This window comes from Nocardia cyriacigeorgica, assembly GCF_029868385.1.
In the GTDB taxonomy this organism is placed as follows: domain Bacteria; phylum Actinomycetota; class Actinomycetes; order Mycobacteriales; family Mycobacteriaceae; genus Nocardia; species Nocardia cyriacigeorgica_F.
Genome location: NZ_JARWNX010000024.1, coordinates 14,512 through 37,425 on the forward strand (window position 1 = coordinate 14,512; position 22,914 = coordinate 37,425).

General features: G+C 67.6%; 27 protein-coding genes. 17 read left to right on the forward strand and 10 right to left on the reverse strand.

Annotation, left to right across the window (positions count from 1 at the left end; all coding sequences use genetic code 11):
• The first annotated feature begins 426 nt into the window (after positions 1–426).
• Positions 427–1,404 (forward strand): TerC family protein, encoded by a 978-nt coding sequence (locus QH168_RS03975; protein WP_280233020.1) that lies wholly within the window; start codon positions 427–429, stop codon positions 1,402–1,404.
• Positions 1,405–1,452: 48 nt separating this feature from the next.
• Here the strand turns inward: QH168_RS03975 and QH168_RS03980 are convergent, their stop codons facing one another.
• Both QH168_RS03980 and QH168_RS03985 read right to left on the reverse strand, forming a co-directional pair.
• On the reverse strand, positions 1,453–1,740 hold the full coding sequence (locus QH168_RS03980) for a YciI family protein (RefSeq protein WP_280233021.1): 288 nt from the start codon (positions 1,738–1,740) through the stop codon (positions 1,453–1,455).
• 37 nt (positions 1,741–1,777) lie between these two features.
• Complete coding sequence (locus QH168_RS03985; RefSeq protein WP_280233146.1) at positions 1,778–2,260, reverse strand: amino-acid N-acetyltransferase; 483 nt, start codon at positions 2,258–2,260, stop codon at positions 1,778–1,780.
• A gap of 242 nt (positions 2,261–2,502) precedes the next feature.
• On the opposite strand from QH168_RS03985, the gene pgsA reads away from it, so the two are divergent.
• The 5 genes from pgsA (at position 2,503) to pspM (ending at position 6,289) form a co-directional block, all read left to right on the forward strand.
• Positions 2,503–3,159: a CDP-diacylglycerol--glycerol-3-phosphate 3-phosphatidyltransferase gene (pgsA, locus tag QH168_RS03990; RefSeq protein WP_280233022.1), complete on the forward strand. Its 657-nt coding sequence runs from the start codon at positions 2,503–2,505 to the stop codon at positions 3,157–3,159.
• Positions 3,156–3,659 carry a CinA family protein gene (locus tag QH168_RS03995; protein WP_280233023.1) on the forward strand — a complete coding sequence of 168 codons (504 nt, stop codon included), beginning with the start codon at positions 3,156–3,158 and terminating at the stop codon, positions 3,657–3,659. The genes pgsA and QH168_RS03995 overlap by 4 nt, the downstream gene beginning before the upstream one ends.
• Before the next feature lie 113 nt (positions 3,660–3,772).
• Positions 3,773–4,213, forward strand: coding sequence for a helix-turn-helix domain-containing protein (locus tag QH168_RS04000; protein WP_280233024.1), 441 nt, complete (start codon positions 3,773–3,775; stop codon positions 4,211–4,213).
• 236 nt (positions 4,214–4,449) lie between these two features.
• A complete protein-coding gene (gene pspA / locus QH168_RS04005; protein ID WP_280233025.1) occupies positions 4,450–5,283 on the forward strand; it encodes a phage shock protein PspA in 834 nt (277 codons plus the stop codon).
• 130 nt (positions 5,284–5,413) lie between these two features.
• Positions 5,414–6,289, forward strand: a complete 876-nt coding sequence (gene pspM / locus QH168_RS04010; protein WP_280233026.1) for a phage shock envelope stress response protein PspM — start codon at positions 5,414–5,416, stop codon at positions 6,287–6,289.
• A 68-nt stretch (positions 6,290–6,357) separates the two neighbouring features.
• Here pspM and QH168_RS04015 read toward each other — a convergent pair whose 3' ends face one another.
• Positions 6,358–7,503, reverse strand: coding sequence for an acyl-CoA dehydrogenase family protein (locus QH168_RS04015; protein ID WP_280233027.1), 1,146 nt, complete (start codon positions 7,501–7,503; stop codon positions 6,358–6,360).
• Between the two features lie 135 nt (positions 7,504–7,638).
• Between QH168_RS04015 and QH168_RS04020 the strand changes: the two genes are divergently transcribed.
• Positions 7,639–8,325, forward strand: coding sequence for a TetR/AcrR family transcriptional regulator (locus QH168_RS04020; RefSeq protein WP_280233028.1), 687 nt, complete (start codon positions 7,639–7,641; stop codon positions 8,323–8,325).
• A 33-nt stretch (positions 8,326–8,358) separates the two neighbouring features.
• On the opposite strand, the gene QH168_RS04025 is transcribed toward QH168_RS04020, so the two are convergent.
• A complete protein-coding gene (locus tag QH168_RS04025) occupies positions 8,359–8,886 on the reverse strand; it encodes an OsmC family protein (RefSeq protein WP_280233029.1) in 528 nt (175 codons plus the stop codon).
• 192 nt (positions 8,887–9,078) lie between these two features.
• On the opposite strand from QH168_RS04025, the gene QH168_RS04030 reads away from it, so the two are divergent.
• The 4 genes from QH168_RS04030 (at position 9,079) to QH168_RS04045 (ending at position 11,505) form a co-directional block, all read left to right on the forward strand.
• Positions 9,079–9,252, forward strand: a complete 174-nt coding sequence (locus tag QH168_RS04030; RefSeq protein ID WP_036538118.1) for a hypothetical protein — start codon at positions 9,079–9,081, stop codon at positions 9,250–9,252.
• 86 nt (positions 9,253–9,338) lie between these two features.
• Positions 9,339–10,049 (forward strand): PIG-L deacetylase family protein, encoded by a 711-nt coding sequence (locus QH168_RS04035; RefSeq protein ID WP_280233030.1) that lies wholly within the window; start codon positions 9,339–9,341, stop codon positions 10,047–10,049.
• Positions 10,050–10,094: 45 nt separating this feature from the next.
• A complete protein-coding gene (locus tag QH168_RS04040) occupies positions 10,095–11,252 on the forward strand; it encodes a glycosyltransferase (protein ID WP_280233031.1) in 1,158 nt (385 codons plus the stop codon).
• A 58-nt stretch (positions 11,253–11,310) separates the two neighbouring features.
• Positions 11,311–11,505 (forward strand): DUF3046 domain-containing protein, encoded by a 195-nt coding sequence (locus tag QH168_RS04045; protein ID WP_280233032.1) that lies wholly within the window; start codon positions 11,311–11,313, stop codon positions 11,503–11,505.
• Positions 11,506–11,669: 164 nt separating this feature from the next.
• Here the strand turns inward: QH168_RS04045 and QH168_RS04050 are convergent, their stop codons facing one another.
• Positions 11,670–12,182 (reverse strand): CGNR zinc finger domain-containing protein, encoded by a 513-nt coding sequence (locus QH168_RS04050; RefSeq protein ID WP_280233033.1) that lies wholly within the window; start codon positions 12,180–12,182, stop codon positions 11,670–11,672.
• Between the two features lie 153 nt (positions 12,183–12,335).
• Between QH168_RS04050 and QH168_RS04055 the strand changes: the two genes are divergently transcribed.
• The 4 genes from QH168_RS04055 to recX all read left to right on the forward strand — a co-directional run bounded on the left by QH168_RS04055 (position 12,336) and on the right by recX (position 15,178).
• Positions 12,336–12,587 (forward strand): pyridoxamine 5'-phosphate oxidase family protein, encoded by a 252-nt coding sequence (locus QH168_RS04055; RefSeq protein ID WP_280233034.1) that lies wholly within the window; start codon positions 12,336–12,338, stop codon positions 12,585–12,587.
• Positions 12,588–12,608: 21 nt separating this feature from the next.
• Positions 12,609–13,058, forward strand: a complete 450-nt coding sequence (locus QH168_RS04060; protein ID WP_280233035.1) for a nuclear transport factor 2 family protein — start codon at positions 12,609–12,611, stop codon at positions 13,056–13,058.
• A gap of 130 nt (positions 13,059–13,188) precedes the next feature.
• Complete coding sequence (recA, locus tag QH168_RS04065; protein WP_280233036.1) at positions 13,189–14,226, forward strand: recombinase RecA; 1,038 nt, start codon at positions 13,189–13,191, stop codon at positions 14,224–14,226.
• Positions 14,227–14,596: 370 nt separating this feature from the next.
• Positions 14,597–15,178 carry a recombination regulator RecX gene (gene recX, locus QH168_RS04070; RefSeq protein ID WP_432421029.1) on the forward strand — a complete coding sequence of 194 codons (582 nt, stop codon included), beginning with the start codon at positions 14,597–14,599 and terminating at the stop codon, positions 15,176–15,178.
• Between the two features lie 232 nt (positions 15,179–15,410).
• Here recX and QH168_RS04075 read toward each other — a convergent pair whose 3' ends face one another.
• The 4 genes from QH168_RS04075 to QH168_RS04090 form a co-directional block, all read right to left on the reverse strand.
• A complete protein-coding gene (locus tag QH168_RS04075; protein ID WP_280233038.1) occupies positions 15,411–16,310 on the reverse strand; it encodes an amino acid ABC transporter permease in 900 nt (299 codons plus the stop codon).
• The gene (locus QH168_RS04080; RefSeq protein WP_280233040.1) at positions 16,307–16,987 is read right to left on the reverse strand and encodes an amino acid ABC transporter permease; all 681 of its coding nucleotides are present in this window, start codon (positions 16,985–16,987) and stop codon (positions 16,307–16,309) included. Before QH168_RS04080 ends, QH168_RS04075 begins: the two co-directional genes overlap by 4 nt.
• A gap of 99 nt (positions 16,988–17,086) precedes the next feature.
• The gene (locus tag QH168_RS04085) at positions 17,087–17,926 is read right to left on the reverse strand and encodes a glutamate ABC transporter substrate-binding protein (RefSeq protein ID WP_280233041.1); all 840 of its coding nucleotides are present in this window, start codon (positions 17,924–17,926) and stop codon (positions 17,087–17,089) included.
• A 57-nt stretch (positions 17,927–17,983) separates the two neighbouring features.
• Positions 17,984–18,712, reverse strand: a complete 729-nt coding sequence (locus QH168_RS04090) for an amino acid ABC transporter ATP-binding protein (protein WP_280233147.1) — start codon at positions 18,710–18,712, stop codon at positions 17,984–17,986.
• 305 nt (positions 18,713–19,017) lie between these two features.
• Here QH168_RS04090 and miaB point away from each other — a divergent pair, with 305 nt between their 5' ends.
• Positions 19,018–20,577, forward strand: coding sequence for a tRNA (N6-isopentenyl adenosine(37)-C2)-methylthiotransferase MiaB (gene miaB / locus QH168_RS04095; protein ID WP_280233043.1), 1,560 nt, complete (start codon positions 19,018–19,020; stop codon positions 20,575–20,577).
• A 263-nt stretch (positions 20,578–20,840) separates the two neighbouring features.
• Positions 20,841–21,428, forward strand: a complete 588-nt coding sequence (locus QH168_RS04100; protein ID WP_280233148.1) for an Rv2732c family membrane protein — start codon at positions 20,841–20,843, stop codon at positions 21,426–21,428.
• Positions 21,429–21,527: 99 nt separating this feature from the next.
• On the opposite strand, the gene QH168_RS04105 is transcribed toward QH168_RS04100, so the two are convergent.
• Positions 21,528–22,901, reverse strand: coding sequence for a DUF349 domain-containing protein (locus QH168_RS04105; protein WP_280233044.1), 1,374 nt, complete (start codon positions 22,899–22,901; stop codon positions 21,528–21,530).
• Positions 22,902–22,914 lie beyond the last annotated feature (13 nt).

Here is a 22,914-nt window from a genome sequence, read left to right on the forward strand (position 1 = left end):
CCGGAAGTGTTGGTGTGTCGGTTGTTTCGATGACGGTTACCAAAGTAGCACCCGAATAATGTTCGGGAAAAGCCTTTTTCGTCTCCGAATTGTTTGTCGCCGCTTGTGCGGGATTTCCGAATCGTGCCACCGTGCTCGGTTGCTGCTGACGCTTTGCCCATCCGCCGACCGCGGCGGTGAGTGCGCACCCGTGCGTCACCGAGGTTCGTCGGTGTCGACCGCGTGGGCCTCGGCCACGGCCCCGATGGTCGACGGACCGGTCCTCGGTCGGCGGCCGAGGGCGGACCCACAAGCGGGATGGCCCTCACGGCGCGGTGACCACCGGTGGATGTGAAATCATGGTGAGCAACCAACCCGCAAGCCGAGCAAATCAGGCAAATCGGGCATGATTGACGCCATGATGCTTACTGCCGATCGGAGCGCACCATGCAGGTGACCGCGCTGGAGTGGGGGATCACCATCGCGGTGATCCTCGGCTTGTTCGTCTTCGACTTCTTCGCCCACGTACGCACACCGCACGAGCCGACCTTCCGGGAGTCCGGCTTCTGGTCGGCGGTCTACATCGGTCTGGCGCTGGCATTCGGTGGTTTCATCGCCTGGAAGTGGGGCGGGACGTATGCCGGGGAGTACTACGCCGGTTTCGTCACCGAGAAGGCGCTCTCGGTCGACAACCTGTTCGTCTTCCTGATCATCATGTCGACCTTCGCGGTGCCGCGGATCTACCAGCAGAAAGTCTTGTTGATCGGCATCGTGGTCGCGCTGGTGATGCGCGGTATCTTCATCGCCGTCGGCGCCGCCGCGATCAGCGCCTTCAGCTGGGTGTTCTACCTGTTCGGCCTGTTCCTGGTCTACACCGCGGTCAAACTGCTGCGCGAGAGTGGGCATGAGGTCGAACAGGAGGAGAAGCGCGACAGTCGTATCGTCGCGCTCACCAAACGGCTGGTGCCGACCACCGATGAATACGACGGTGACAAGCTGCTGACCAGGGTGAACGGCCGTCGCGTCGTCACTCCGATGCTGCTGGCCCTCCTGGCGATCGGATTCGCCGATCTGCTCTTCGCGCTCGACTCGATCCCGGCCATCTACGGCCTGACCGAACAGCCCTACATCGTGTTCGTGGCCAACGCGTTCGCGCTGATGGGCCTGCGGCAGCTGTACTTCCTGATCGGTGGCCTGCTCGACCGGTTGGTGTACCTGTCCTACGGCCTGTCGGCGATCCTGGCGTTCATCGGGGTGAAGCTGGTGCTGCACGCCCTGCACGAGAACACGCTGCCGTTCATCAACGGTGGCGAACACGTCACGGTGCCGGAGATCTCCACCGCGTTCTCGCTGACGGTGATCATCGGCATCCTGGTGGTGGCGACCGTGGCCAGTCTGCTGCGCACCAAACAGTCGGCAAAGTAGCGGCAACCCGGTGGCGCCGGTCCGGTGTTCCGACCGGCGCCACCGGGCTCATGCGTCGCTCATCGCTCCGAAGATGGGCAGCCATTCGTTCACCTTCACGTCGGTGATCAGGTGCTGCCCGGCGAACGGATCCTCGGCCAGCAGCTTCCGCAGCGCGGCCTCGTCATCGGCCCGGAACACCAGCAGCGCGCCCGAACCGTCGGGATACGGTCCGCTGGTCAGCAGGGTGCCCTCCGCGAGTCGGTCGGCCAGCCAGGCGCGATGCGTGGGGCGGTGCTCATCGCGGCCGGGGACGGTCTCGGTGGTGTAGGTGTAGTGGACGGCGAACAGCGGCACGATCGATCGCTTTCTGTCGAAGGGTGGTGCGGACCGCTCAGAGGGTGAGCAGCATCCGGGTATTGCCGAGGGTGTTCGGCTTGACGTAGCTGAGGTCGAGGAATTCGGCGACACCGGTGTCGTAGGAGCGGCACATCTCGGCGTACACCTCGGCGGTCACCGGCGTCCCGTCGATCTCGACGAACCCGTGCCGGGAGAAGAACTCCACCTCGAAGGTCAGCACGAACACCCGGCTCAGTTCCAGCTCCCTGGCCACTTCGAGCAGTTGCCGCACGATGAGCTTGCCCACACCGTGGCCTTTGACGTCCGGATGGACCGCGACCGTGCGGACCTCGCCGAGGTCGGCCCACAGCACGTGCAGTGCGCCGCAGCCGACCACCCGGCCGTCCAGTTCGGCCACCCAGAATTCCTGCACCGCCTCGTACAGGTTGACCAGATTCTTCTCCAGTAGGATCCGGCCCGCATAGACGTCCACCAGGGCTTTGATCGCGGGGACGTCGGAGGTTCGGGCGCGGCGCATGGTCGGAACACGATCAGGGGCGCCTGCCGATGCGGTGGCTGGCGCGGTCGACAGTGCCGCGTCTGCCGGATCGGCGGGCACCACGGCGGGTGCGTCGCTGGTCGAACCACTCAGTGGTCCCCGTGAGGTCATGGGGTGCACAGTAGTCGGCCCCGCTACCGATAGTCTGGAGATGTGCCGCACACCCAGTCGTACCGCTCAACGCATCGCGCCGGGCAGCGCGACTGGACCGAGAGGCGGCCATGAGCGTGCAACCCGATGAAATGGATCGCGGTTGGTCCGGCCCCGCGCCGCTGCGCCCGAGCCTGGTGCCACCGCCCGCCGAACCCGCCGTTCCGCTGCTGAACATCGCCAATGTGCTGACCATGGCCAGGATCGCCCTGGTCCCGCTGTTCGTCCTCGCGCTGTTCGCCGGCGGCGGGCACGACACCGGCTGGCGGATCACCGCGGCCGCGCTGTTCGGGTTGGCCGCCATCACCGACCGGTTCGACGGGCAATTGGCCCGCAAATACGGTCTGGTCACCGACTTCGGCAAACTGGCCGACCCCATCGCGGACAAGGCGCTGATCGGCTCCGCCCTGATCGGACTGTCCGTGCTCGGTGATCTGGCCTGGTGGATGACGATCGTGATCTGCGGGCGGGAACTGGGGGTGACGCTGTTGCGGTTGATCGTGGTGCGCCGCGGCGTGATCCCGGCCGGTCGGGGCGGCAAACTGAAAACTCTGGTGCAATCGCTGGCGATCGCGGTGCTCGTGCTGCCGCTCGCGGGCGGGTTCGCCACCGCGGGGATGGCGCTGATGTGGGTGGCGCTGGTGCTGACCGTCGCCACCGGACTCGACTACGTCGGGCAGGCGGCGCGCGTCTGGTTCGCCGGATCGGCCCGCACCCGTCCCACATGACCGATCCGCTCACCGTCGGCGTGCCCGCCGCGGAACTGGTGGCCGCGCTGACGGCGGCCGGTCAGACCGTGGCCACGGCCGAATCACTGACCGCTGGCCTGCTCAGCGCCACCATCGCGGGCGTCCCCGGTGCCAGCGTGGTGCTGCGCGGCGGCCTGGTGGTGTATGCCACCGACCTCAAACACAGCCTGGCCGGTGTGGGCGCCGAGGTGCTCGCGAACGAGGGTCCGGTGGCCGCGAGTACCGCCGAACAGCTCGCTGTCGGCGCCCGTACCCGCTGCGGCGCCGACTGGGGCGTCGGGCTCACCGGTGTCGCGGGACCGGATCGGCAGGGCGGATATCCGGTGGGAACGGTGTTCCTCGGGCTGGCCGGGCCGGGCCATACCGAGGTGATGCGGTTGAAACTGTCCGGCGACCGGTGGAACATCAGACTCGGTGCGACGCGGACCGCGGTCGCCGAACTCCTGCGCTGCGTGCGCGGACCGGCGGCCTCGGACTGAGTTCGCGGGCGAGATGCCTCGCTCGGGAACCAACCGGGCGCGCCGGAACGTTGTGCCAGAAAGAACGGCGTATATGCGCCGACGGCCTGGAAACAGGGAGTTAGGAGACCGAGATGGCGCTGCTGCGAGAAGCGATCGGTGACAGTCTGCGGCGTGCGCGTCTCGCCCAGCGGCGGACCCTGCGGGAGGTGTCCACGTCCGCACGGGTGAGTCTCGGCTACCTGTCCGAGGTCGAACGCGGCCGCAAGGAGGCCTCCAGCGAGCTGCTGGCCGCGATCTGCGAAGCCCTCGATGTTCCGTTGTCGCGGGTGCTGTGGGATGTGAGCACGATCATGGCCGGCGTCGACGATGCGCGTGAGCCGGTCGCGGCCGAGGCCCTGCCCGAGCCGGACGGCGCCGAGCGCGCGGCGGAACCTGTCGAGGCGGCCGCCGAGTCCGAATCCGCCGTGGCCACGATGTCGGTGGCCGGTGCCCGCCCACACATCGACGGTGACACCAGGATCGTCATCCCCGCGCCACGCTCGGACACGCTGGTTCTGGTGCGGAGTGCGTGAGCCGGGAATCGGGGACGCATGAGCCCGAAATCCGGGATGGGCCGTGGCAACGCTGCGGCCCACCCGCAAGAACGGATAGATTCGTCATAGGTGGCCGAACGGGTCGAGCCCCCGCATCCTCGCGGGCTCGGTCCGAACCAGGGCCACATGGTGGAGGATAGGCATATATCGGGTGCGTGACGGTCGCGCACTGGAGTCGCGCACAGCGGCGCAGCAGATGGAGGCGGGATCAATCGATGGCTAATCCGTTCGTCAAGGCCTGGAAGTACATGATGGCCCTCTTCGATTCGAAGATCGAAGAGCACGCGGATCCGAAGGTCCAGATCCAGCAGGCTATCGAGGAAGCCCAGCGCCAGCATCAGGCCCTCTCACAGCAGGCCGCGTCGGTCATCGGCAACCAGCGTCAGCTGGAGATGAAGCTGAACCGGCAGCTCGACGAGGTCGAGAAGCTCAACGCCAATGCCCGTCAGGCCGTGATGCTGGCCGATCAGGCCACCGCGGCGGGCGATACCGAGAAGGCGATCCAGTACACCAACGCCGCCGAGGCGTTCGCTGCCCAGCTGGTCACCGCCGAGCAGTCGGTCGAAGACCTGAAGGTGCTCCACGATCAGTCGTTGCAGGCCGCCGCGCAGGCCAAGAAGGCGGTCGAGCAGAACGCCATGCTCTTGCAGCAGAAGGTCGCCGAGCGCACCAAGCTGCTCAGCCAGCTCGAGCAGGCCAAGATGCAGGAGCAGGTCAGCGCCTCGTTGCAGCAGATGGACTCCACGCTGTCGGCGCCCGGTTCCACCCCGAGCCTCGACGCGGTGCGCGAGAAGATCGAACGCCGTTACGCCACCGCGCTCGGTTCGGCCGAACTGGCGCAGAACACGGTGCAGGGGCGGATGCTCGAGGTGCAGCAGGCCAGCATCCAGATGGCCGGGCACAGCAAGCTCGAACAGATCCGTGCCTCGATGCGCGGCGACGCGCTGCCCTCGGGCGGCGCCGCACCGGCGATCAACCCGGCGCAGGCACAGGCCGATCCGGCCCAGCCGCAGCCGCAGATGAACAAGGGCCAGACCGCACAGCAGTAGCGGGTTGGACGCGAGGAACAACGATGGTGGCGAGTGTGCGGGCGTCCGGTAGACCGGTGGGCGCCCGCACCCGCCCCGGATACCGGCCGTCCGGTGCGACGGCCGCGGTGGCGTCGGCGGAAGGATGGACATGAGCCGCAAGCAATCACGCGGCCGCGTCGGCGGCACGAACATCACACAAACGCCGCCCTTCGGGGCCATACAGGCCGCCAACCTGCCGGATACGCTGCGCGAAGCGGGCGAGCACGCCCTCGGAGCGGTGCGGCGCTGGGCCGATCCACGTGAACGCGAGCTGCGTAAACGTCGTCGTGCCCGCAGGCGCAGTATGCAGCTCGGTACCGTCTCCGGTCTCACCACGGTGGGAACTGTTGGGCTGGTGGTGATCTCGGCCCCCGCATGGGCCGTTGTCGTGGTCGGGGGTGGTGCGGTGGCCCTGGTCACCGGCACCGCGCTCAGCGCCCGCCGCTATCTGCGGTTGCGCGGCAAGCCCCTACCGCAGGCGGCGTTCATCGCACGTAAAGCTCCCGGTGTGCGGTCGGGCGCCCGCGCGCCGATCCTGCGATTGGTGCGGGCCGAGCGCGCCATGCACGATCTCGCCGCGCAGATCGCCCGCTCACATCGGCTACCACCCGACGAACTCGACGATCTGCTCGATACCGCGCGCTCCGGCGCCGCGGCATTACATGCCCTCGCCGCCGATATCGTCGCAATGGAACGCGCCGCGGCCACCGTCGGCCCCACCAACCCGGCGGCAGCGACCGCGCTCACCGGGAATGCCGGTGCCGCCCTCGACCGCCTCGCATCCGGTGTGGCCGAATACGAACAGCTGGTCGCCGCGGCGGGCCGCGTCCTCGCCGTGCCGGACAGCGCGGTGGTGGCCTACCAGTTCAACGGCATCGTCGCCGAACTCCAGCACGCCGCCGACCGCCTCGACGGCTGGGCCCAGGCCCTTACCGAAATCGCCGACCGACAGGCCCCCGCTCCGCTGCCTCCGCACGGTCGCTGACCGTCGCCGAACAGCGGTCGGCCCCGGGAGCGTGCGCTCCGGGGCCGACTGTTTCGCTGATGACCTGCTCAGAGGGAGCGGGCGATGATTTCCTTCATGATCTCGTTGGTGCCCGCGTAGATCATCTGCACGCGGTTGTCGACCCACATGCGGGAGATGGGGTACTCGGTCATATAGCCGTAACCACCATGCAGTTGCAGACATTCGCTGGCCACCGACATGGCGCGTTCGGTGGTCCACCACTTGGCCATCGCGACGGTGGGGATATCGAGTTCGCCCACGATGTGCTTGGCGATGCAGTCATCGGTGAACACGCGGGCGATCTTGGCCTCGGTAGCGACCTCGGCGAGCTTGAACTTGGTGTTCTGGAAACCGAACACCGAGCGGCCGAACGCCTCACGCTCCTTGGTGTAGCGCAGTGTGTGCTCGAGCGCGACCTCCATGCCCGCCACCGAACCGACGGCGATGATGAGCCGTTCCTGCGGCAGCTGCTGCATCAACTGGATGAAACCCTGCCCCTCGGTGGTGCCGAGCAGATTGCTCACCGGGATGCGCACGTCCTCGAAGAACAGTTCGGAGGTGTCCTGGCCCTTCTGGCCGATCTTGTCGAGCACCCGGCCGCGCCGGAAACCGGGTCGATCGGCCTCGACCAGTACCAGGCTGATACCGGAGGCGCCCTGGCTGGTGTCGGTCTTGACCACCACGATGATCAGGTCGGCCTGCGCGCCGTTGGTGATGAAGGTCTTCGATCCGTTGACGATGTACTCGTCACCGTCGCGCACCGCCTTGGCCTTGACGTTCTGTAGATCCGACCCGGTACCCGGCTCGGTCATCGCGATGGCGCCGACCACCTCACCGCTGGCCATCTTCGGCAGCCACTGCTGCTTCTGCTCCTCGGTGCCGTAGGCGAGCAGGTAGTGCGCGACGATCCCGTTGTGCAGGCTCTGCCCCCAGGCGGTATCGACGACGCGGGCCTGCTCCTCGATCAGCACGGCCTCATGGGCGAAGGTGCCGCCACCGCCGCCGTACTCCTCCGGGATCGACAGGCACAGCAGACCGAGTTCACCGGCTTTGTTCCACAGGTCGCGGTCGACATGGTGCTGCTCGATGTACTTGTCGACATTGGGCGCGACCTCCTTCTCGAAGAAGGCCCGCGCCAGTTCGCGCAGCGCGTCGAGATCCTCGTTCATCCAACACGACCGGTAGGTGGTCATCGGGTGTCCTCCCGTTGAGCGGTCCCCGGGGCAGTATTCGTTACCGGGAATAACGGGTACAGTGTGTCCCACACCGGCCGATGTGACAAGCCCCACCACCGGATGCGGGCCCTACCTCCGATAGCGTGGCGCGACGTGGAACGACAGCGATGGACCGATACCGCCGAATCGCGGCGGTCCGGATCGAGCGCGACGGCGCGTGACGAACGGCGCGCCGCGATCGTCGACGCCGCCGTCGCCGCGATCGCCGAATACGGTCCCGATGCGCTGACCGGCCAGATCGCCGACCGCGCCGGATTGAACCGCACCCACTTCTACCGCCATTTCGCGAGCAAGGAAGAACTCGACCGGGCGGTGGCCAAACGGGCACATCTGGAGATCACCGAACGGATCCGCGCCGGGCTCGGCGTCGACGGCACCCCGCTCGACATCATCAGGGCGCCGATCGTCGAACACGTCGGCTGGGCGGGCGAACACCCGAACCTGTACCGGTTCCTGCTGGGACGCAACTACCGTCGCGGCAAGGACGATCCGCGGATCGGCGGCAGCGCGTTCGCCACGGAGATCTCCGCGGCCGCCGCCCGCTACATACCGCGCTTCGACGCCGATCCGGTCGCCGCCGACCGCCTGGTGGTGGCCTTGCTCGGCCTCACCGACGCCACCGTGCAGTGGTGGCTCACCTACCGGGAGACCTCACGCGAGGATCTGGTCGAACTACTCACCACGCAGGCCTGGCTGCTGATCGATCACCATTTGCGGGCGATCGGCGTCACGCTCGATCCGGACGCGCCGCTGCACCGGGTGCGCGTCGAATCGGGCTGACGTTTTGCTTCGGGCTCGGCGGCCCGGCGGGGATCAGTGTGTGATCTCGAGCGTGGAATGCACCGGGGTATTGCCAGTGGTCAGATCGAGCACCGGGCAGTGCGCCTCGACCGCCTGCTGGAGTTCGGTGTAGCGCTGGTCGGTCTCGGGCCCGCTGACTCGCACCGTCACCCGAACCTCCTGGAAGCCCGGCCGCACCGAGTCGTCGAGGCCGAAGAAGCCACGAACATCCAGATCGCCCTCGGCGGTCAGGCGGAGTTCATCGATGGCGATGCCGAGCCGCTGGGCCCAGAACCGGTAGGTCACCACCTGGCACGACAGCAGCGCCGCCAGGTACACCTCGACCGGATTGGCGGCGGTATCGGCACCACCGAGCGTCGGCGGCTCGTCCACCACCAGGGTGTGGCTGCGCAACGTGATCGCACTCGCCACCCGACCCTGCGGTGTCGCGGACGCGCGGAACACCACTTGGGCGTTGCGCGGATCCTCGGCGACGGCGGCGGTGGTGGCTGCGGTGATGTCGTTGAGCGGGGTGGCGGTGGTCGCCGGGGAAGTCGTCATGATCGCGACGGTAGGACCGGCCCGCGCGGCGGACGACCATTGCGCTCGGGCTGATTCTGACTACTGACCCGACCATGCTCCGTGGCTAGGGGTGAACCCTGAACTTCACCCCGATATCGGCCTTCACCTGGTGATTTATCGCTGAGTCGGTGCCATGCTCGAAGGGACAACGAATCGCTGGGAGGCACGAAAATGCTGTGGAAGATCATCGGTGTGGTCGCCGTCGTCTGGATCGCGCTGGCCGTCATCGGCGCGTTGATCAAAGGTCTGTTCCCGATCCTGGTGATCAGCGCCGTGGTGTTCGGCCTCTACCTGCTCTACAAGGCGGTGTCGGGTTCGGACAACAACACCGTGAGCAAACTCTGACGTCTGTACGGCCCCGGCCGTGTGTCATCCGACGTGGATGGCGCACGGCCCGTTGCCATCTCGGCCCGCGTGTTTGAATGGCGGGTATGGAGCAGTTACCCGAGGACTGGCAGCGCGGCTTGGTCATCGTCGCGCATCCCGACGACATCGAATACGGCACCGCCGCGGCCGTGGCGCGCTGGACCGGCCAGGGCAAGGACATCCGTTATGTTCTTGCCACCTCGGGTGAGGCCGGTATCGCCGGGATGGTGCCCGCGGACGCCGGTCCGCTGCGCGAGGGTGAGGAGATCGCCTCGGCCGCCGTGGTCGGGGTGAGCGAGGTCGAGTTCCTCGGCTACCCGGACGGCCGCGTCGAGGAGACTCTGGCGCTGCGTCGCGATCTCGCCGGGGCGATCCGGCGGCATCGTCCGGAGATGGTGGTGCTGTTCAACTTCGGCGATACCTGGGCGCCGGGATACGCCAACAGCGCTGATCACCGTGCCGTCGGGCGGGCCGCGCTGGACGCGATCTCCGATGCGGGCAATGAATGGATCTTCCGCGAGCTGGCGGAGCTGGAACCGTGGACGCCGCGCTGGGCGGCGGTGGCCGGACCGAAGATGACCCATGCCGTCGACGTCACCGACACCATCGACAAGGCCGTGGCCTCGCTGGCCGAGCACGGCCGCTATCTGGCGGCGTTGAGTGACGAGCCGATCGTGGAGCAGGCGCGCGCTGTGATCGATATGGCCACCGCACCCAAGGACGGCTTCCCCGCCGAGCGCGCGGTGGGATTCGAGCTGTTCTACTTTCGCGGCTGAGCCAGGGGCCGTCGTGGTCGATGACCGGTGTGGCAGGCTGGGCGGATGCGAGTAGCCGTCATCGCTGGCCCGGACCCGGGTCACGCGTTCCCCGCTATCGCGCTGTGTTCGCGCTTCGCCGCCGCCGGTGACGAACCGGTGCTGTTCACCGGACCGCGCTGGTTCGACGCCGCTCGCGCGGCGGGGATCGGGGTGCGCAGGCTCAAGGGGCTCGCGCCGCGCTCCACCGATGACGATCGCGACGCCGGGCAGCGCATCCATGAACGCGCCGCGCACATCTCGACCGAGATCCTGCCCGAACTCGGCGCCATGCTGCCGGAACTGGTGGTCTCCGATGTGCTGACCGCGGGCGGCGGGATGGCGGCCGAACGGCTCGGTGTGCCCTGGGTCGAACTGTCACCGCATCCGCTGTATCTACCGTCGAAGGCGTTGCCGCCCATCGGTAGTGGCCTCGCACCTGGTGTCGGGCTGCGCGGCCGGGTGCGCGACGGTGTCTTGCGCACCATGACCGCGCGTGCCATCGAACAGGGACGGCGGCAGCGGGCGCGGGCGCGGGAAAGTGTCGGGCTGCCGGGGCAGGATCCGGGGCCGATCGCCCGGCTGATCGCGACGCTGCCCGCGTTGGAGGTGCCGCGTCCGGATTGGCCGGACATCGCGCATCTGATCGGACCGCTGCTGTGGGAGCCGACCGACGCGATACTCGAGCCGCCGCCCGGTGACGGGCCGCTGGTGATGGTGGCGCCCTCCACCGCGCATACCGGGGTCGCCGGAATGGTGGAGACGGTGCTCGCGGGACTGGACGGAACCGGTGTCCGGGTGGCGGTGTCGATGCTGGACGAACCGCCCGCCGATCTGCCGCCCTGGGCCACCGCCGGCCTCGGCCGCCAGGACGAACTGCTCCGGCACGCCTCGGTGGTCGTCGGCGGTGGGGGACACGGACTGCTCGCGAAAGCGCTGTCGGCCGGAGTTCCCGTGGTGACGGTTCCCGGCGGTGGCGACCAGTGGGAGCTCGCCAATCGTGCAGTGCGCCATGGCAGTTCGCTGCTGGTGCGTCCGCTGACCGCCGATGCCGTCCGCGCGGCCGTGCAGCGGGTGCTGGCGGAACCGGGTTTTGCGGTCGCGGCGGCCGAGGCCGCGGCGGGCCGGACGGTGGTGACCGACCCGATCGAACTGTGTCACACCCTCCTCGCCGCCGCCCGGTAGGAATCGGCCCCACCGGGCCCGGCTGCCGTGGCGGCGGCGCGCGGGTATCTTCGACACGGTGCGATTGACCGAATTCCAGGAGCTGTTGCACACCGAGTTCGGTGTGTCCCGCGGTGACGCCTTGCTCGCCGACCATGTGATCCTGTCCCTCGGCGGCCGTACCGGCGCCGCCGCCATCGAAGCCGGTATCGACCCCCGCGACGTCTGGCGTGCCCTGTGCGCCGAATTCGACGTCCCCCGCGCCCGGTGGTGAGCGGTTCCGCATCGATTCGCGACGACGGGCCGCTACCGCCGCGGATGGCCGCCCTGCTCGGCGGATCACCGGAATGGTCGGATGCTCATGAGGGCTGAGCGGTGGTGCGGGCTTCGTCCACTACCGGTTGCTCGACGGGCTGTTCTGATCCCGGCCGTGTGTTCTCAACTCTTCTTCGCGTAGTGGCGTGCGGCCTTGGCGCGGTTGCCGCAGGAGGCCATGGAGTGCCATCGCCGGGTGCCGTTCTTCGAGGTGTCGAAGAAGAACAGCACACAGTCGGGGTGGTCGCATTGACGGATGCGGTCGGGGGCCTTCGCCAGCAGGCGCAGTAGGTCGTCGGCGGCCAGCCAGCCGGGCTGCCAGGCCGGATCGGGTATTTCGGGGAGGTCGGCGGGGCCGGTCTCGGCGAGTGCGCGGCGGATCCGTCCGTGTTCGAGCACCTCGTTCAGTGCTGTCCGGTTGTCGTGTCGCACCACGTCGTAGATGGCTGAGCGGGCGGCGAGTACGGCGGTGAGTGTGGCGTCGTCGGCGGCGTGTTCGCTCAGTCCCGCCGAATTCAGCCAGATGCGCAGACCTGCCGTGTCGGTGAGCAGATCCTGCGGGCCATTGTCGATCCATCGGGTGTTCAACAGATCCAAGGCCAACGGTTCACCGAGGTGAGGGCGTGGATCGAGCATGCCTGAGGGTAACGGTTCGCTACGCACGATCACGGCGGCGACCTCCTTTTAACCGTTGAAAGTATTTCACCGGTTGACATCGCTGGTCGACTATCCCTAGGGTCTAACCAGTCAAACCTGATAAGAGGGTTTGGCATTCCCTGAGGAGGGATCATGACCACCGCCATCGCGCCCCAGCTCACCGCCGGACACGTCGGGATCGCGGTGAATCCACGCTGCGGCATCCTCGTCCCGAACTGGTCCACCGGCGGGAGCCTCCAGCTCACCGGCACCGCGGAGCTGGTGTGGGAGTCGCGCGCGGCGGGCGCCGAGTGCTCGATCGAATTCGCCATCACCGAGGTCGACGCCTCCGCGGCGGGTCCGCTGCGCTGGGGGCCCGCCGAACTCTCACCCGTCAATCCTTGACCGACTTCCGAAAGGCAGCTCATGCGACCTCCACTGCCCCCATTCGATCGCACCACCGCCGAGGCGAAGGTGCTCGCCGCCGAAAACGCCTGGAACACTCGGGATCCCGAACGCGTCGCGGCCGCCTATACGCCCGACTCGGTATGGCGTAACCGTGACGAATACTTCACCGGCCGCGCGGCCATCATCGAGTTCCTCACCCGCAAGTGGGCGACGGAGAACGGCTACGCGCTGCGTAAGGACCTGTGGGCGTTCGACGGCCACCGGATCGCCGTCCGGTTCCAGTACGAATGGCACGACGACGCCGGCCGGTGGTGGCGTAGTTACGGCAACGAACAGTGGGGGTTCGCCGCGGACGGCCTGATGGCACGCCGGGAGGCGAGCATCAACGACGTCCGCATCGACGAATCCGATCGGCGCATCTTCGGTCCGCGCGCGGCGGGGGATCGGGCCACCTTGCCGCAGTGGTAGCCGCGTAGGGCGCGTCGCTTGACTCGAACACCTGTTCGTCTAATCTGGTCGCCAGAACTTGTCGGTGCCGCCCTCTAATGTGGGCGCCAACCACAGAACGAGACTCACCCGGCGAAAAGGGGATCAGGACATGGCACCACAGGCGTACGACCGCGACAAGGCGCTCGAGCTCGCCCTGGCTCAGGTGGAGAAGAGCTTCGGCAAGGGCGCGGTGATGCGGCTCGGCGAGGAGGCCCGGCAGCCGGTGTCGGTGATCCCCACCGGCTCGATCGCGCTGGACGTGGCCCTCGGCATCGGTGGCCTGCCGCGCGGGCGTGTGGTGGAGATCTACGGCCCGGAAGCCTCGGGTAAGACCACCGTCGCCCTGCACGCGGTGGCCAACGCCCAGGCCGCGGGCGGTGTCGCGGCGTTCATCGACGCCGAGCACGCGCTCGACCCGGACTACGCCCGCAAGCTCGGCGTCGACACCGACGCGCTGCTGGTCTCCCAGCCCGATACCGGTGAGCAGGCCCTGGAAATCGCCGATATGCTGGTCCGCTCCGGCGCCATCGACATCATCGTCATCGACTCCGTCGCCGCGCTGGTACCGCGTGCGGAAATCGAAGGCGAGATGGGCGACAGCCACGTCGGCCTCCAGGCCCGGCTGATGAGCCAGGCGCTGCGCAAAATGACCAGCGCGCTGAACAATTCCGGCACCACCGCCATCTTCATCAACCAGCTGCGCGAAAAGATCGGCGTCATGTTCGGCTCACCGGAGACCACCACCGGTGGTAAGGCGCTGAAGTTCTACGCCTCGGTGCGCCTGGACGTGCGGCGTATCGAGACCCTCAAGGACGGCAGCGATGCGGTCGGCAACCGCACTCGGGTGAAGGTCGTCAAGAACAAGGTGTCGCCGCCGTTCAAGCAGGCCGAGTTCGACATCCTCTACGGACACGGCATCTCCAAGGAGGGCTCGCTCATCGATATGGGTGTCGAGCAGGGCTTCATCCGCAAATCCGGTTCCTGGTACACCTATGAAGGAGATCAGCTGGGGCAGGGTAAGGAGAACGCCCGTAAGTTCCTGCTGGACAACATCGACGTCCGCGACGAGATCGAGAAGAAGATCAAGGAGAAACTCGGCATCGGCGCCGATGTGACGGCGAGCGAAGAGGTCCCCGCCGATTTCTGATCCACGGCGCACCCGCTTCACCTCGCGGGAAGTCACTTCGCAGGCAGATGCGGCGCCGGAGGCGTCGGCTGATCCGGTCGCCGATATGCGACGGCAGCTGGCGCGCCTCGGCGTCGACATCGCTGAGACCACCGGTCTCCGGCCGGACGGCCAGAAACCGGGACGGACCCGCGCGGCCGATGGTGGTTCGGCCGATGCGGGTGTACTGGGAACTCGGTCGGGCAGGTCCGATCCGCAGCGGACAGGCTCGACCGAGTTCTCCAGGCGGGGTCGAGGTGGGCACTTCTCCGACGATGACGGTGCACGGGATACGTCGGACAGTGCCGCACCGCGGGGCCGGCGGCGAGGTGGTCGTTCCCGAGCGTCGGACATCTCGCCAGCGGCGCGATCGGAAGGTGACGACACCGGTGCCACGAGAGTCGACGGCGCACAGGCGGAGCGCGAGCCGGGCGGCACGGTCGAGCAGGCGAAAGACGCGTGCCTGCGGCTGCTGGCCGTCCGCGCCCGCAGCCGGGCCGAACTCGCCCAACGATTGGCCGCCAAGGGATACACCGCCGAAGTGAGCGAACAAGCCCTCGACCGGCTCACCGAGGTCGGCCTCATCGACGACGCCGCCTTCGCCCAGCAGTGGGTGCAGTCCCGGCACACCTACTCCGGCAAAGGCCGTCAAGCACTGGCCCAGGAACTACGCCGCAAAGGCGTATCTCGAGACGACGCAGCCCCCGCCCTCGCCGCCGTCACCACCGACGACGAACACGCCCGCGCCACCGAACTCGTCCGCCGCAAACTCCGCACCATGCCCGCGAACCTCGACCGCGACAAGGCCATCCGCCGCCTCGTCGCCATGCTCGCCCGCAGAGGCTACAACCCATCCACCGCCTACACGGTCGTCAAAACCGAACTCGACACCGCAGCCGAAGGCCGATGCTCCTCCGAACCCCCAACCGATTGACCTAGTCGTAGCCGCTGCGTAGTGGGGCATTTCGCGGCTATACGGCGGCTGCGATGGCAGCGACCGATTACCTCGAGAGTGTGAATATGAGGGTCGCAGAAGCGAGGATGGTGGCATTCGAGCGGCGCGGACACGACCTCGCGATCAGCGGATTGCGATCGAAACTGCCGGGCGGAAAGGCGATCGGCGCACAGGTCGCGACTCGCGACCTGTGCGCCGAATAGGGTGCCGGCTATGGGGCCTTGGTGATGTCGACTCCGGGGGCGGCGTCGGTGATCACCGAGTCGGCGGCCACTACGGTGCCGCCGCCCTTGCGGCGGCGGGAGCGTAGGCGGCGTTCGAGCCAGGTGGCGACCTGGGACAGGGTCATGTTCAGCAGGATCATGATGATGGCGACCACGATCAATGCGGGGATGGTGTTGGAGTTGGCGGCGCCGAGCTGCAAACCGTTGCGGACCACCTCTTCGTAGGTGATGACGTAACCGAGCGCCGAGTCCTTCAACGCCACGACCATCTGCGAGATCAGCGCGGGCAGCATGGCGGTGATGGCCTGTGGGAGCAGCACCAGGCGCATCAGCTGGCCCTTGCGCATGCCGAGCGCCGCTGCGGCCTCGGTCTGGCCCTTGGGCAGCGAGCGGATACCGGCTCGTACGATCTCCGCGATGACCGACCCGTTGTAGATGGTCAGCGCGGTGACCACCGCACCGAGCGCCAGATACTCCGATTCGAACACGTTGTACTCGGAGTACAGCGCGAACAGGAAGATCATCAGGATCAGCACCGGAATCGCGCGTGCGATCTCGACGACCGCACCGGCGACCCAGCGCACCGAACGGTGATCCGAGAGCCGGGCGATACCGAAGATCATGCCGAGCACCATCGCGAAGACGATGGACAGCACCGCGGCAACAATCGTGCCGCGCAGACCGGGCAGCAGATAGGTCGTCCAGACGTCCGCCTCGAGGAACGGCTTCCACTTGTCGGCGTCGAACTGCCCCTGCTCGTCGAAGCCGCGGTAGACGAACCACCCCGCCAGGATCACCACGGCGAGCACGATCACCGAATAGATGATGTTGCGCACCCGCGCCGCGGGACCGGGCGCATCGAACAGAACCGACGGTTCGCGGCTCATCGGGCCACCTCGAATCGTTTGGCGATGTAGCCGAACAGCAAGCCCATCGGCAGGGTCAGGATGACGAAGCCGAGCGCGAAGATCGCACCGATCGCCAGCAGCGCGGCCTCGGTGTCGAGCATCTTGGCCATCAGGAACGAGGCCTCGGCCACGCCGATGGCGGAGGCCACGGTCGAGTTCTTCGTCAACGCGATCAGCACACTGCCCAGTGGCGCGATCACCGAACGGAAGGCCTGCGGCAACACGATCAGTCGCAGGTTCTGGAGGAAACCGAGGCCCAGCGAGCGGCCCGCCTCCGACTGGCCGAGCGGCACCGTGTTGATGCCCGCGCGCAAGGACTCGCAGACGAAGGCCGCGGTGTAGACGCTCAGGCCGACGACCGCCCACCGGAAGTTGTTCTCCGCCAGCGAGTCGGGTCCTTCGGCGGCCAGTTTGACGCGCAGCGTCGAATACAGGCCGATGGAGCAGAACACCAGGATCAGCGTCAGCGGCGTATTACGGAACACGGTGACGTAGAACGTGCCGACCCAGCGCGCCACCGGGACCGGTGAGACCCGCATGGCGGCGACGATGGTGCCGAGCACCAGCGCGCCGATCGCGGAGAACACGGTCAGCTTGATGGTGACCCAGAACGCGTCGAGCAGTTGGGAGTCGTACTCAGAGATCAAATCGAACACGGTGGGTGCGCGCCTCCGATCGTGAAATGAGGAAAGGACCGGCGATCGGATGACCGAGCGGTGGGCGCATGACGACGCCCACCGCGATCGATCATCGGATCAGTACCGGTCCACCTGCGGGGCGGGCGGCGTGGGGTAGCCAGCCGCGCGGCCGACCGAATCCTGGAAGGCCTTGTCCCAGGCGCCTTCGGCGATCATCGCCTCGATCGCGTCGTTGATCTTGTCGCGGCTTTCCTGATCGCCCTTCTTCAGGCCGATCCCGTAGTTCTCGGTGGTGAACCGCTCACCGACCAGCTTGTAGCGGCCCGGCGTCTGCGCGGCGTAACCGGCGAGGATGATGTCGTCGGTGGTCATCGCACCGACCGCGCCACTGTTGAGACCCTCGAGGCACAGCGAGTAGGTGTCGTAGGTCTGCAACTGCGTATCGGGGAAGTTCTTCTCGATGTTCTGGGCCGGGGTGGAACCCTTGACCGAGCACACCGTCTGACCTGTGATCGTGTCCGGACCGGTGATATCGGTATTGCCCGCGTTCACCAGCAGGCTCTGGCCCGCGATGTAGTATGGCCCGGCGAAATCGACCTTCTCCTTGCGCTGATCGGTGATCGAATAGGTGGCGACGATGAAATCGACCTGACCGTTCTCGATCAGCGTTTCGCGCTGCGCCGACGGAGCCTCCTTGAAGGTGATCCCGTCGGGTTGCACGCCGAGCTTGGCCGCGACATAGCGGGCCACCTCGACATCGAAGCCGCTGTAGGTGCCGTCGGTATTGCGCTGACCGAGACCCGGCTGATCGAATTTGATGCCGATGGTCAGCTTGCCTTCCTTGGCGTGGTCGAGAGCGGATTTGTCGTCTCCGCTACCGCAGCCCGCAGTGGTGGCGGCGGCCAGAGCCAGGGCGATGGCCCCGACTCCGAGACGGAGCGCACGGTTGATCCTCATCGAGTTCCTTCTTCCCTCATTCGGTTTTCGATGGTGGTCGGTGGGCGGCTCGGCAGCTCAGTGACTGAGAATTTTGCCGAGGAAGTCCTTGGCCCGATCGGACTTCGGGGTGGTGAAGAACGCTTCCGGCGCGGCGTCCTCGACCACTTGACCGTCTGCCATGAACAGCACCCGGTTTCCTGCTTTGCGGGCGAAGCCCATCTCATGGGTGACCACCAGCATGGTCATCCCTTCTTTGGCCAGCGACACCATGACTTCGAGGACCTCGTTGACCATCTCGGGGTCGAGCGCGGAGGTCGGCTCGTCGAACAGCATCACCTTGGGATTCATCGCCAATGCGCGCGCGATGGCGACGCGCTGCTGCTGACCACCCGACAGTTGCGCCGGGTACTTGTCGGCCTGGTTGGCGATGCCGACCCGCTCGAGTAGCTCCATGGCCTTGGTGCGGGCGCCGTCTTTCTTGATCTTGCGCACCTTCATCGGCGCCAGCATGACGTTCTCGAGGATCGTCTTGTGCGCGAACAGGTTGAACGACTGGAACACCATGCCGACATCGGCGCGCAGCGCGGCCAGGCCGCGGCCCTCGGCGGGCAGCGGCACACCGTCGACGGCGATATCGCCGGTGTCGATCGGCTCGAGCCGATTGATGGTGCGGCACAGCGTCGATTTGCCGGACCCTGACGGGCCCAACACGATCACGACCTGCCCTTTGGGCACCTCGAGGTTGATATCACGCAAGACGTGCAGAGCACCGAAGTGCTTATTGACGTTGCGCATCGAGATCATCGGTGGCGCCGTGGCGTCCCCGCTGTCGGCGTCCCCGGTCGTTCCGGGCGCGTCGGTGGCGTCGGTCATGGTCCTGACCTTAAGCGGAAATCACGGATTTGCGCGTCTTTCCGTGACACACCGAGTCGCCGCGCCGAATCGACATGTCGCCGTAACCTGGCGGCCAGCTGCGGGGGTTCGTGCCGCCCGCGGGTCCGCCCGGATCTCCCGACGCCCGCGGCATCCGCCGGTGACCTGCGGCACGACGGCCGCGCGGGGGTCGATGCGGCGCGAACCCGGCACAGGGCAGCCCGTACCCTGGACGGGTGGATTCGATCGGACAGGCAGTAGCGCATCCCGCCCTGGTCCCGGCGGAGTCGGGCGCACGCAGTTACGAGGTCCGCACCTTCGGCTGCCAGATGAACGTGCACGATTCCGAGCGCTTGTCCGGCCTGCTCGAGGATGCGGGTTATGTGCGGGCCGCCTCGGGACAGACGGCCGACCTGGTGGTGTTCAATACCTGCGCGGTACGCGAGAACGCCGACAACAAGCTCTACGGCACCCTCGGCCATCTCGCGCCGATCAAGGCCGAACGGCCGGGGATGCAGATCGCCGTCGGCGGCTGCCTGGCGCAGAAGGACCGCGATACCGTCGTGCGCAAGGCGCCGTGGGTCGACGTGGTGTTCGGCACCCACAACATCGGATCGCTGCCGGTGCTGCTGGAGCGCGCCAGGCACAACGACGAGGCCCAGGTGGAGATCCTGGAATCGCTGGAGGCCTTCCCGTCGACGCTGCCCGCCAAACGGGAGTCGGCCTATGCGGGCTGGGTGTCGATCTCGGTCGGCTGCAACAACACCTGCACCTTCTGCATCGTGCCCGCGCTACGCGGTAAAGAAGTCGACCGCCGTCCCGGCGATGTGCTCGCCGAGGTACAGGCCCTGGTCGATCAGGGTGTACTGGAAGTGACCCTGCTCGGCCAGAACGTCAACTCCTACGGCGCCTCGTTCGCCGATCCCGAGCAGCCGCGCGACCGCGGCGCCTTCGCCAAACTGTTGCGCGCCTGCGGTGGCATCGACGGATTGGAGCGGGTCCGGTTCACCTCACCGCATCCGGCCGAGTTCACCGACGATGTGATCGAGGCGATGGCGCAGACCCCCAATGTCTGCCCGCAGCTGCATATGCCGTTGCAGTCGGGTTCGGACCGGGTGCTCAAGGCGATGCGCCGCTCCTACCGGCAGGCCCGCTTCCTCGGCATCATCGAGAAGGTCCGCGCGGCGATGCCGCATGCGGCGATCACCACCGACATCATCGTCGGCTTCCCCGGCGAGACCGAGGAGGATTTCGAGCAGACCCTCGAGGTGGTCCGGCAGGCGCGATTCACCAGCGCGTTCACTTTCCAGTACTCCAAGCGTCCCGGTACCCCGGCTGCGGATATGCCCGATCAGCTGCCCAAACAGGTCGTGCAGGATCGCTACGACCGGCTGATCGCAGTGCAGGAAGAGGTGTCCCTCGCCGCCAATCGCGCGCTCATCGGCACCGAGGTGGAGCTGCTCGTCGCCGACGGCGCGGGGAAGAAGAACGCCGCGACCGCACGGATGAGCGGCCGGGCCCGTGACGGACGGCTGGTGCATTTCCGGCCGGAATCGGCGGAGCGGATCCGGCCCGGCGACATCGTCACCGTCGATATCACCGGCGCCGCGCCGCATCATCTGATCGCCGACGCACCGCTGCGCACCCATCGGCGCACCCGCGCGGGCGATGCCCACGAACGCGGCACCACGCCCAAGACCGAGCCCATCGGCGTCGGCCTCGGCCTGCCGCGCATCGGCGCACCCGCACCGGAACCGGTCGCCGCCGCTGGCTGCGCCACCGGATGCGGGACATGAGCGAGCCGCACCACGAACCCGGTGACCCACAGGACGACGGCAGGTCCCGCCCCGACGACCAGCCATCCGCGGCCGACGGCCCGGCCACATCGGATGCCAGCTCCGGCACCGCGTCCACCGACGGCGCCGCAGGTCGCCGCACGGAAGACGAGTCCAGCGGTGGCGCCCCCGCTCGATCAGGCTCGGCCGAATCCCGCGATAGCGGTGCGGAACAGCCCGTGCCACCCGAACCCGACAACACAGCCGAAGGAAACGAGGACTCCGTGAGCTCGGTGGAGCAGACCGACGATTTCGAACAGTTCCGCGACGATCTGGACGCGGTCGAACGCCGGATCGCCGGTGAGATCGACCCCGGTGTGCGCGCGATGGTCGTCGCCCTCGCGGTGTTCGCGCTGCTGGTGTCGCTGGTGCTGCCGCATGCCGGTGCCGCCCGCGGGTTCGATGTGCTGCTGTTCTCGGAGGCCGCGGTGACCGAGCACATCGGTCTGCCCTCCCGCATCTTCGTCTGGTTCGTCGTGGTGTTCGGTATCGGATTCTCGCTGCTGGCGCTGATGACCCGGCGCTGGGTGCTGGCGTGGATCGCGGTCGCCGGTTCGGCGATCGCCAGCGCGTTCGGTGTGTTCTCGATCTGGCATCGGCAGACACCGGGCCTGAACAACTATGTGGGTGCGGGACCCGGTATCGGCCTGGTGGTCGGCACCATCGCCGCGGTCGTGCTGACCTTCCACTGGGTTCGGGTCGTCTGGAGCCGCACCGCATTGCAGCTGGCCGCCGAGGAGCAGCGGCGCATCGCAGCCGCCGCCGAGGAGGACCGGGACCGGCGCAGGTTGCGCGGCGACAGCGACTCCTGACTGCGATTGGGCGCCGGACGCATAGTCCACCGAACGACTGCACCACGAGAAGGCGCACCCGGCCGATGCCGGGTGCGCCTTCGTCTCGTCTACGACAGGTCAGCGGTTACTGACCGCACCTTCGGCCGCTTCGGCCCATTCCCGCCACTGTTTGGCCTGCTCGAGCGCCTTCTCCGCATCGCGGGTCTTCCCGGCCGCGGTGGCCTTGGCGGCCTGCTCCTCGAACTGCGCGACGCGCTCGCGGAACTGCGCGGCCCGCGCCATGGCCTCGGGATCGGTGCGCCGCCACTGCGCGTCGGCAGCCTCGCGGACCCGCTTCTCGATGGTGCGCAGCTTGCCTTCCAGCTCCTGCATCCGCTCACGCGGCACCTTGCCGATGGCGTCCCATTTGTCCTGGAGTTCACGCAGTGCCGCGCGGGCGCCGTCGAGACCGTGCGCGGGATCGATATGGGCGTAGGCGGCGAGCAGCTCCTCCTTGGCGGTGGCGTTCTGCTCGAACTCCGCGTCTCGTTCGGAGGCCGCGGCATTACGGGCGGCGAAGAACACGTCCTGGGCGCTCTTGAATCGCCGCCACAGTGCCTCGTCGGCTTCACGCGGCGCGCGTCCGGCGGCCTTCCATTCGGTGAGCAGATCGCGGAACACCGCGGCGGTGCCCGCCCAATCGGTGGAACCGGACAGCTCCTCGGCCCGCGCGCACAGATCCTCCTTGCGGGTCTTGGCGGCGGCGCGTTCCCGATCGAGTTCGGCGAAATGGGCGCCGCGACGGCGATTGAACGCCTCGCGTGCCTTCGAGTACCGCTTCCACAGCGCGTCGTCGACCTTGCGGTCCACCCCGCGGATGGACTTCCACTCATCGAGGATCTCGCGCAGCCGATCACCGGCGGCCTTCCACTGGGTGGATTCGGCGGCGATGCGCTCGGCCTCCGCGGCCAACGCCTCCTTGCGCTCGGTGTGTTCGTGCCTGGCGCGCTCCTTCTCCTCCTTGGCGTGCGCGGCCGCTTCCTCCGAATGCTCGGCGATGGCCTGCAACCGTCGCGCCAGGCCCTCGATATCACCGATGACGGCGGCGGTGGGCAGCGATTCGGCGATGGTCAGCGCCGCGGCCTTGGTCTTGCGGGCATCGGCACCCGCGGCCAGCCGGGCTTCCAGCAGCGCGACCTCGGTGGCCAGATCGTCGAAGCGGCGGCCGAAATGGGCAAGGCCCTCGGCGGCATCGCCCGCCTGCCAGGAGCCGACCTCGCGTTCACCATCGGCGGTCTTGACCCAGGCGGTGCCGTCCTCGTCGACGCGGCCCCATTCGCTGGGGTCGGTGACCGTGGGGACGATGACCGGATGCGGATGCTCGTGCGACGCGCCGGGCGGTGGTTTGACGGCGTGCGGTTTCGGGTGGGGAGTGCCGCCGGGTTTCGGCGTTCCGGACGGTCGCGGGGTGGTGCCGGGGCCGGGTTTCGCGGTTCCGTTGCTGTCGGTCATTGCTCCTCGTCCC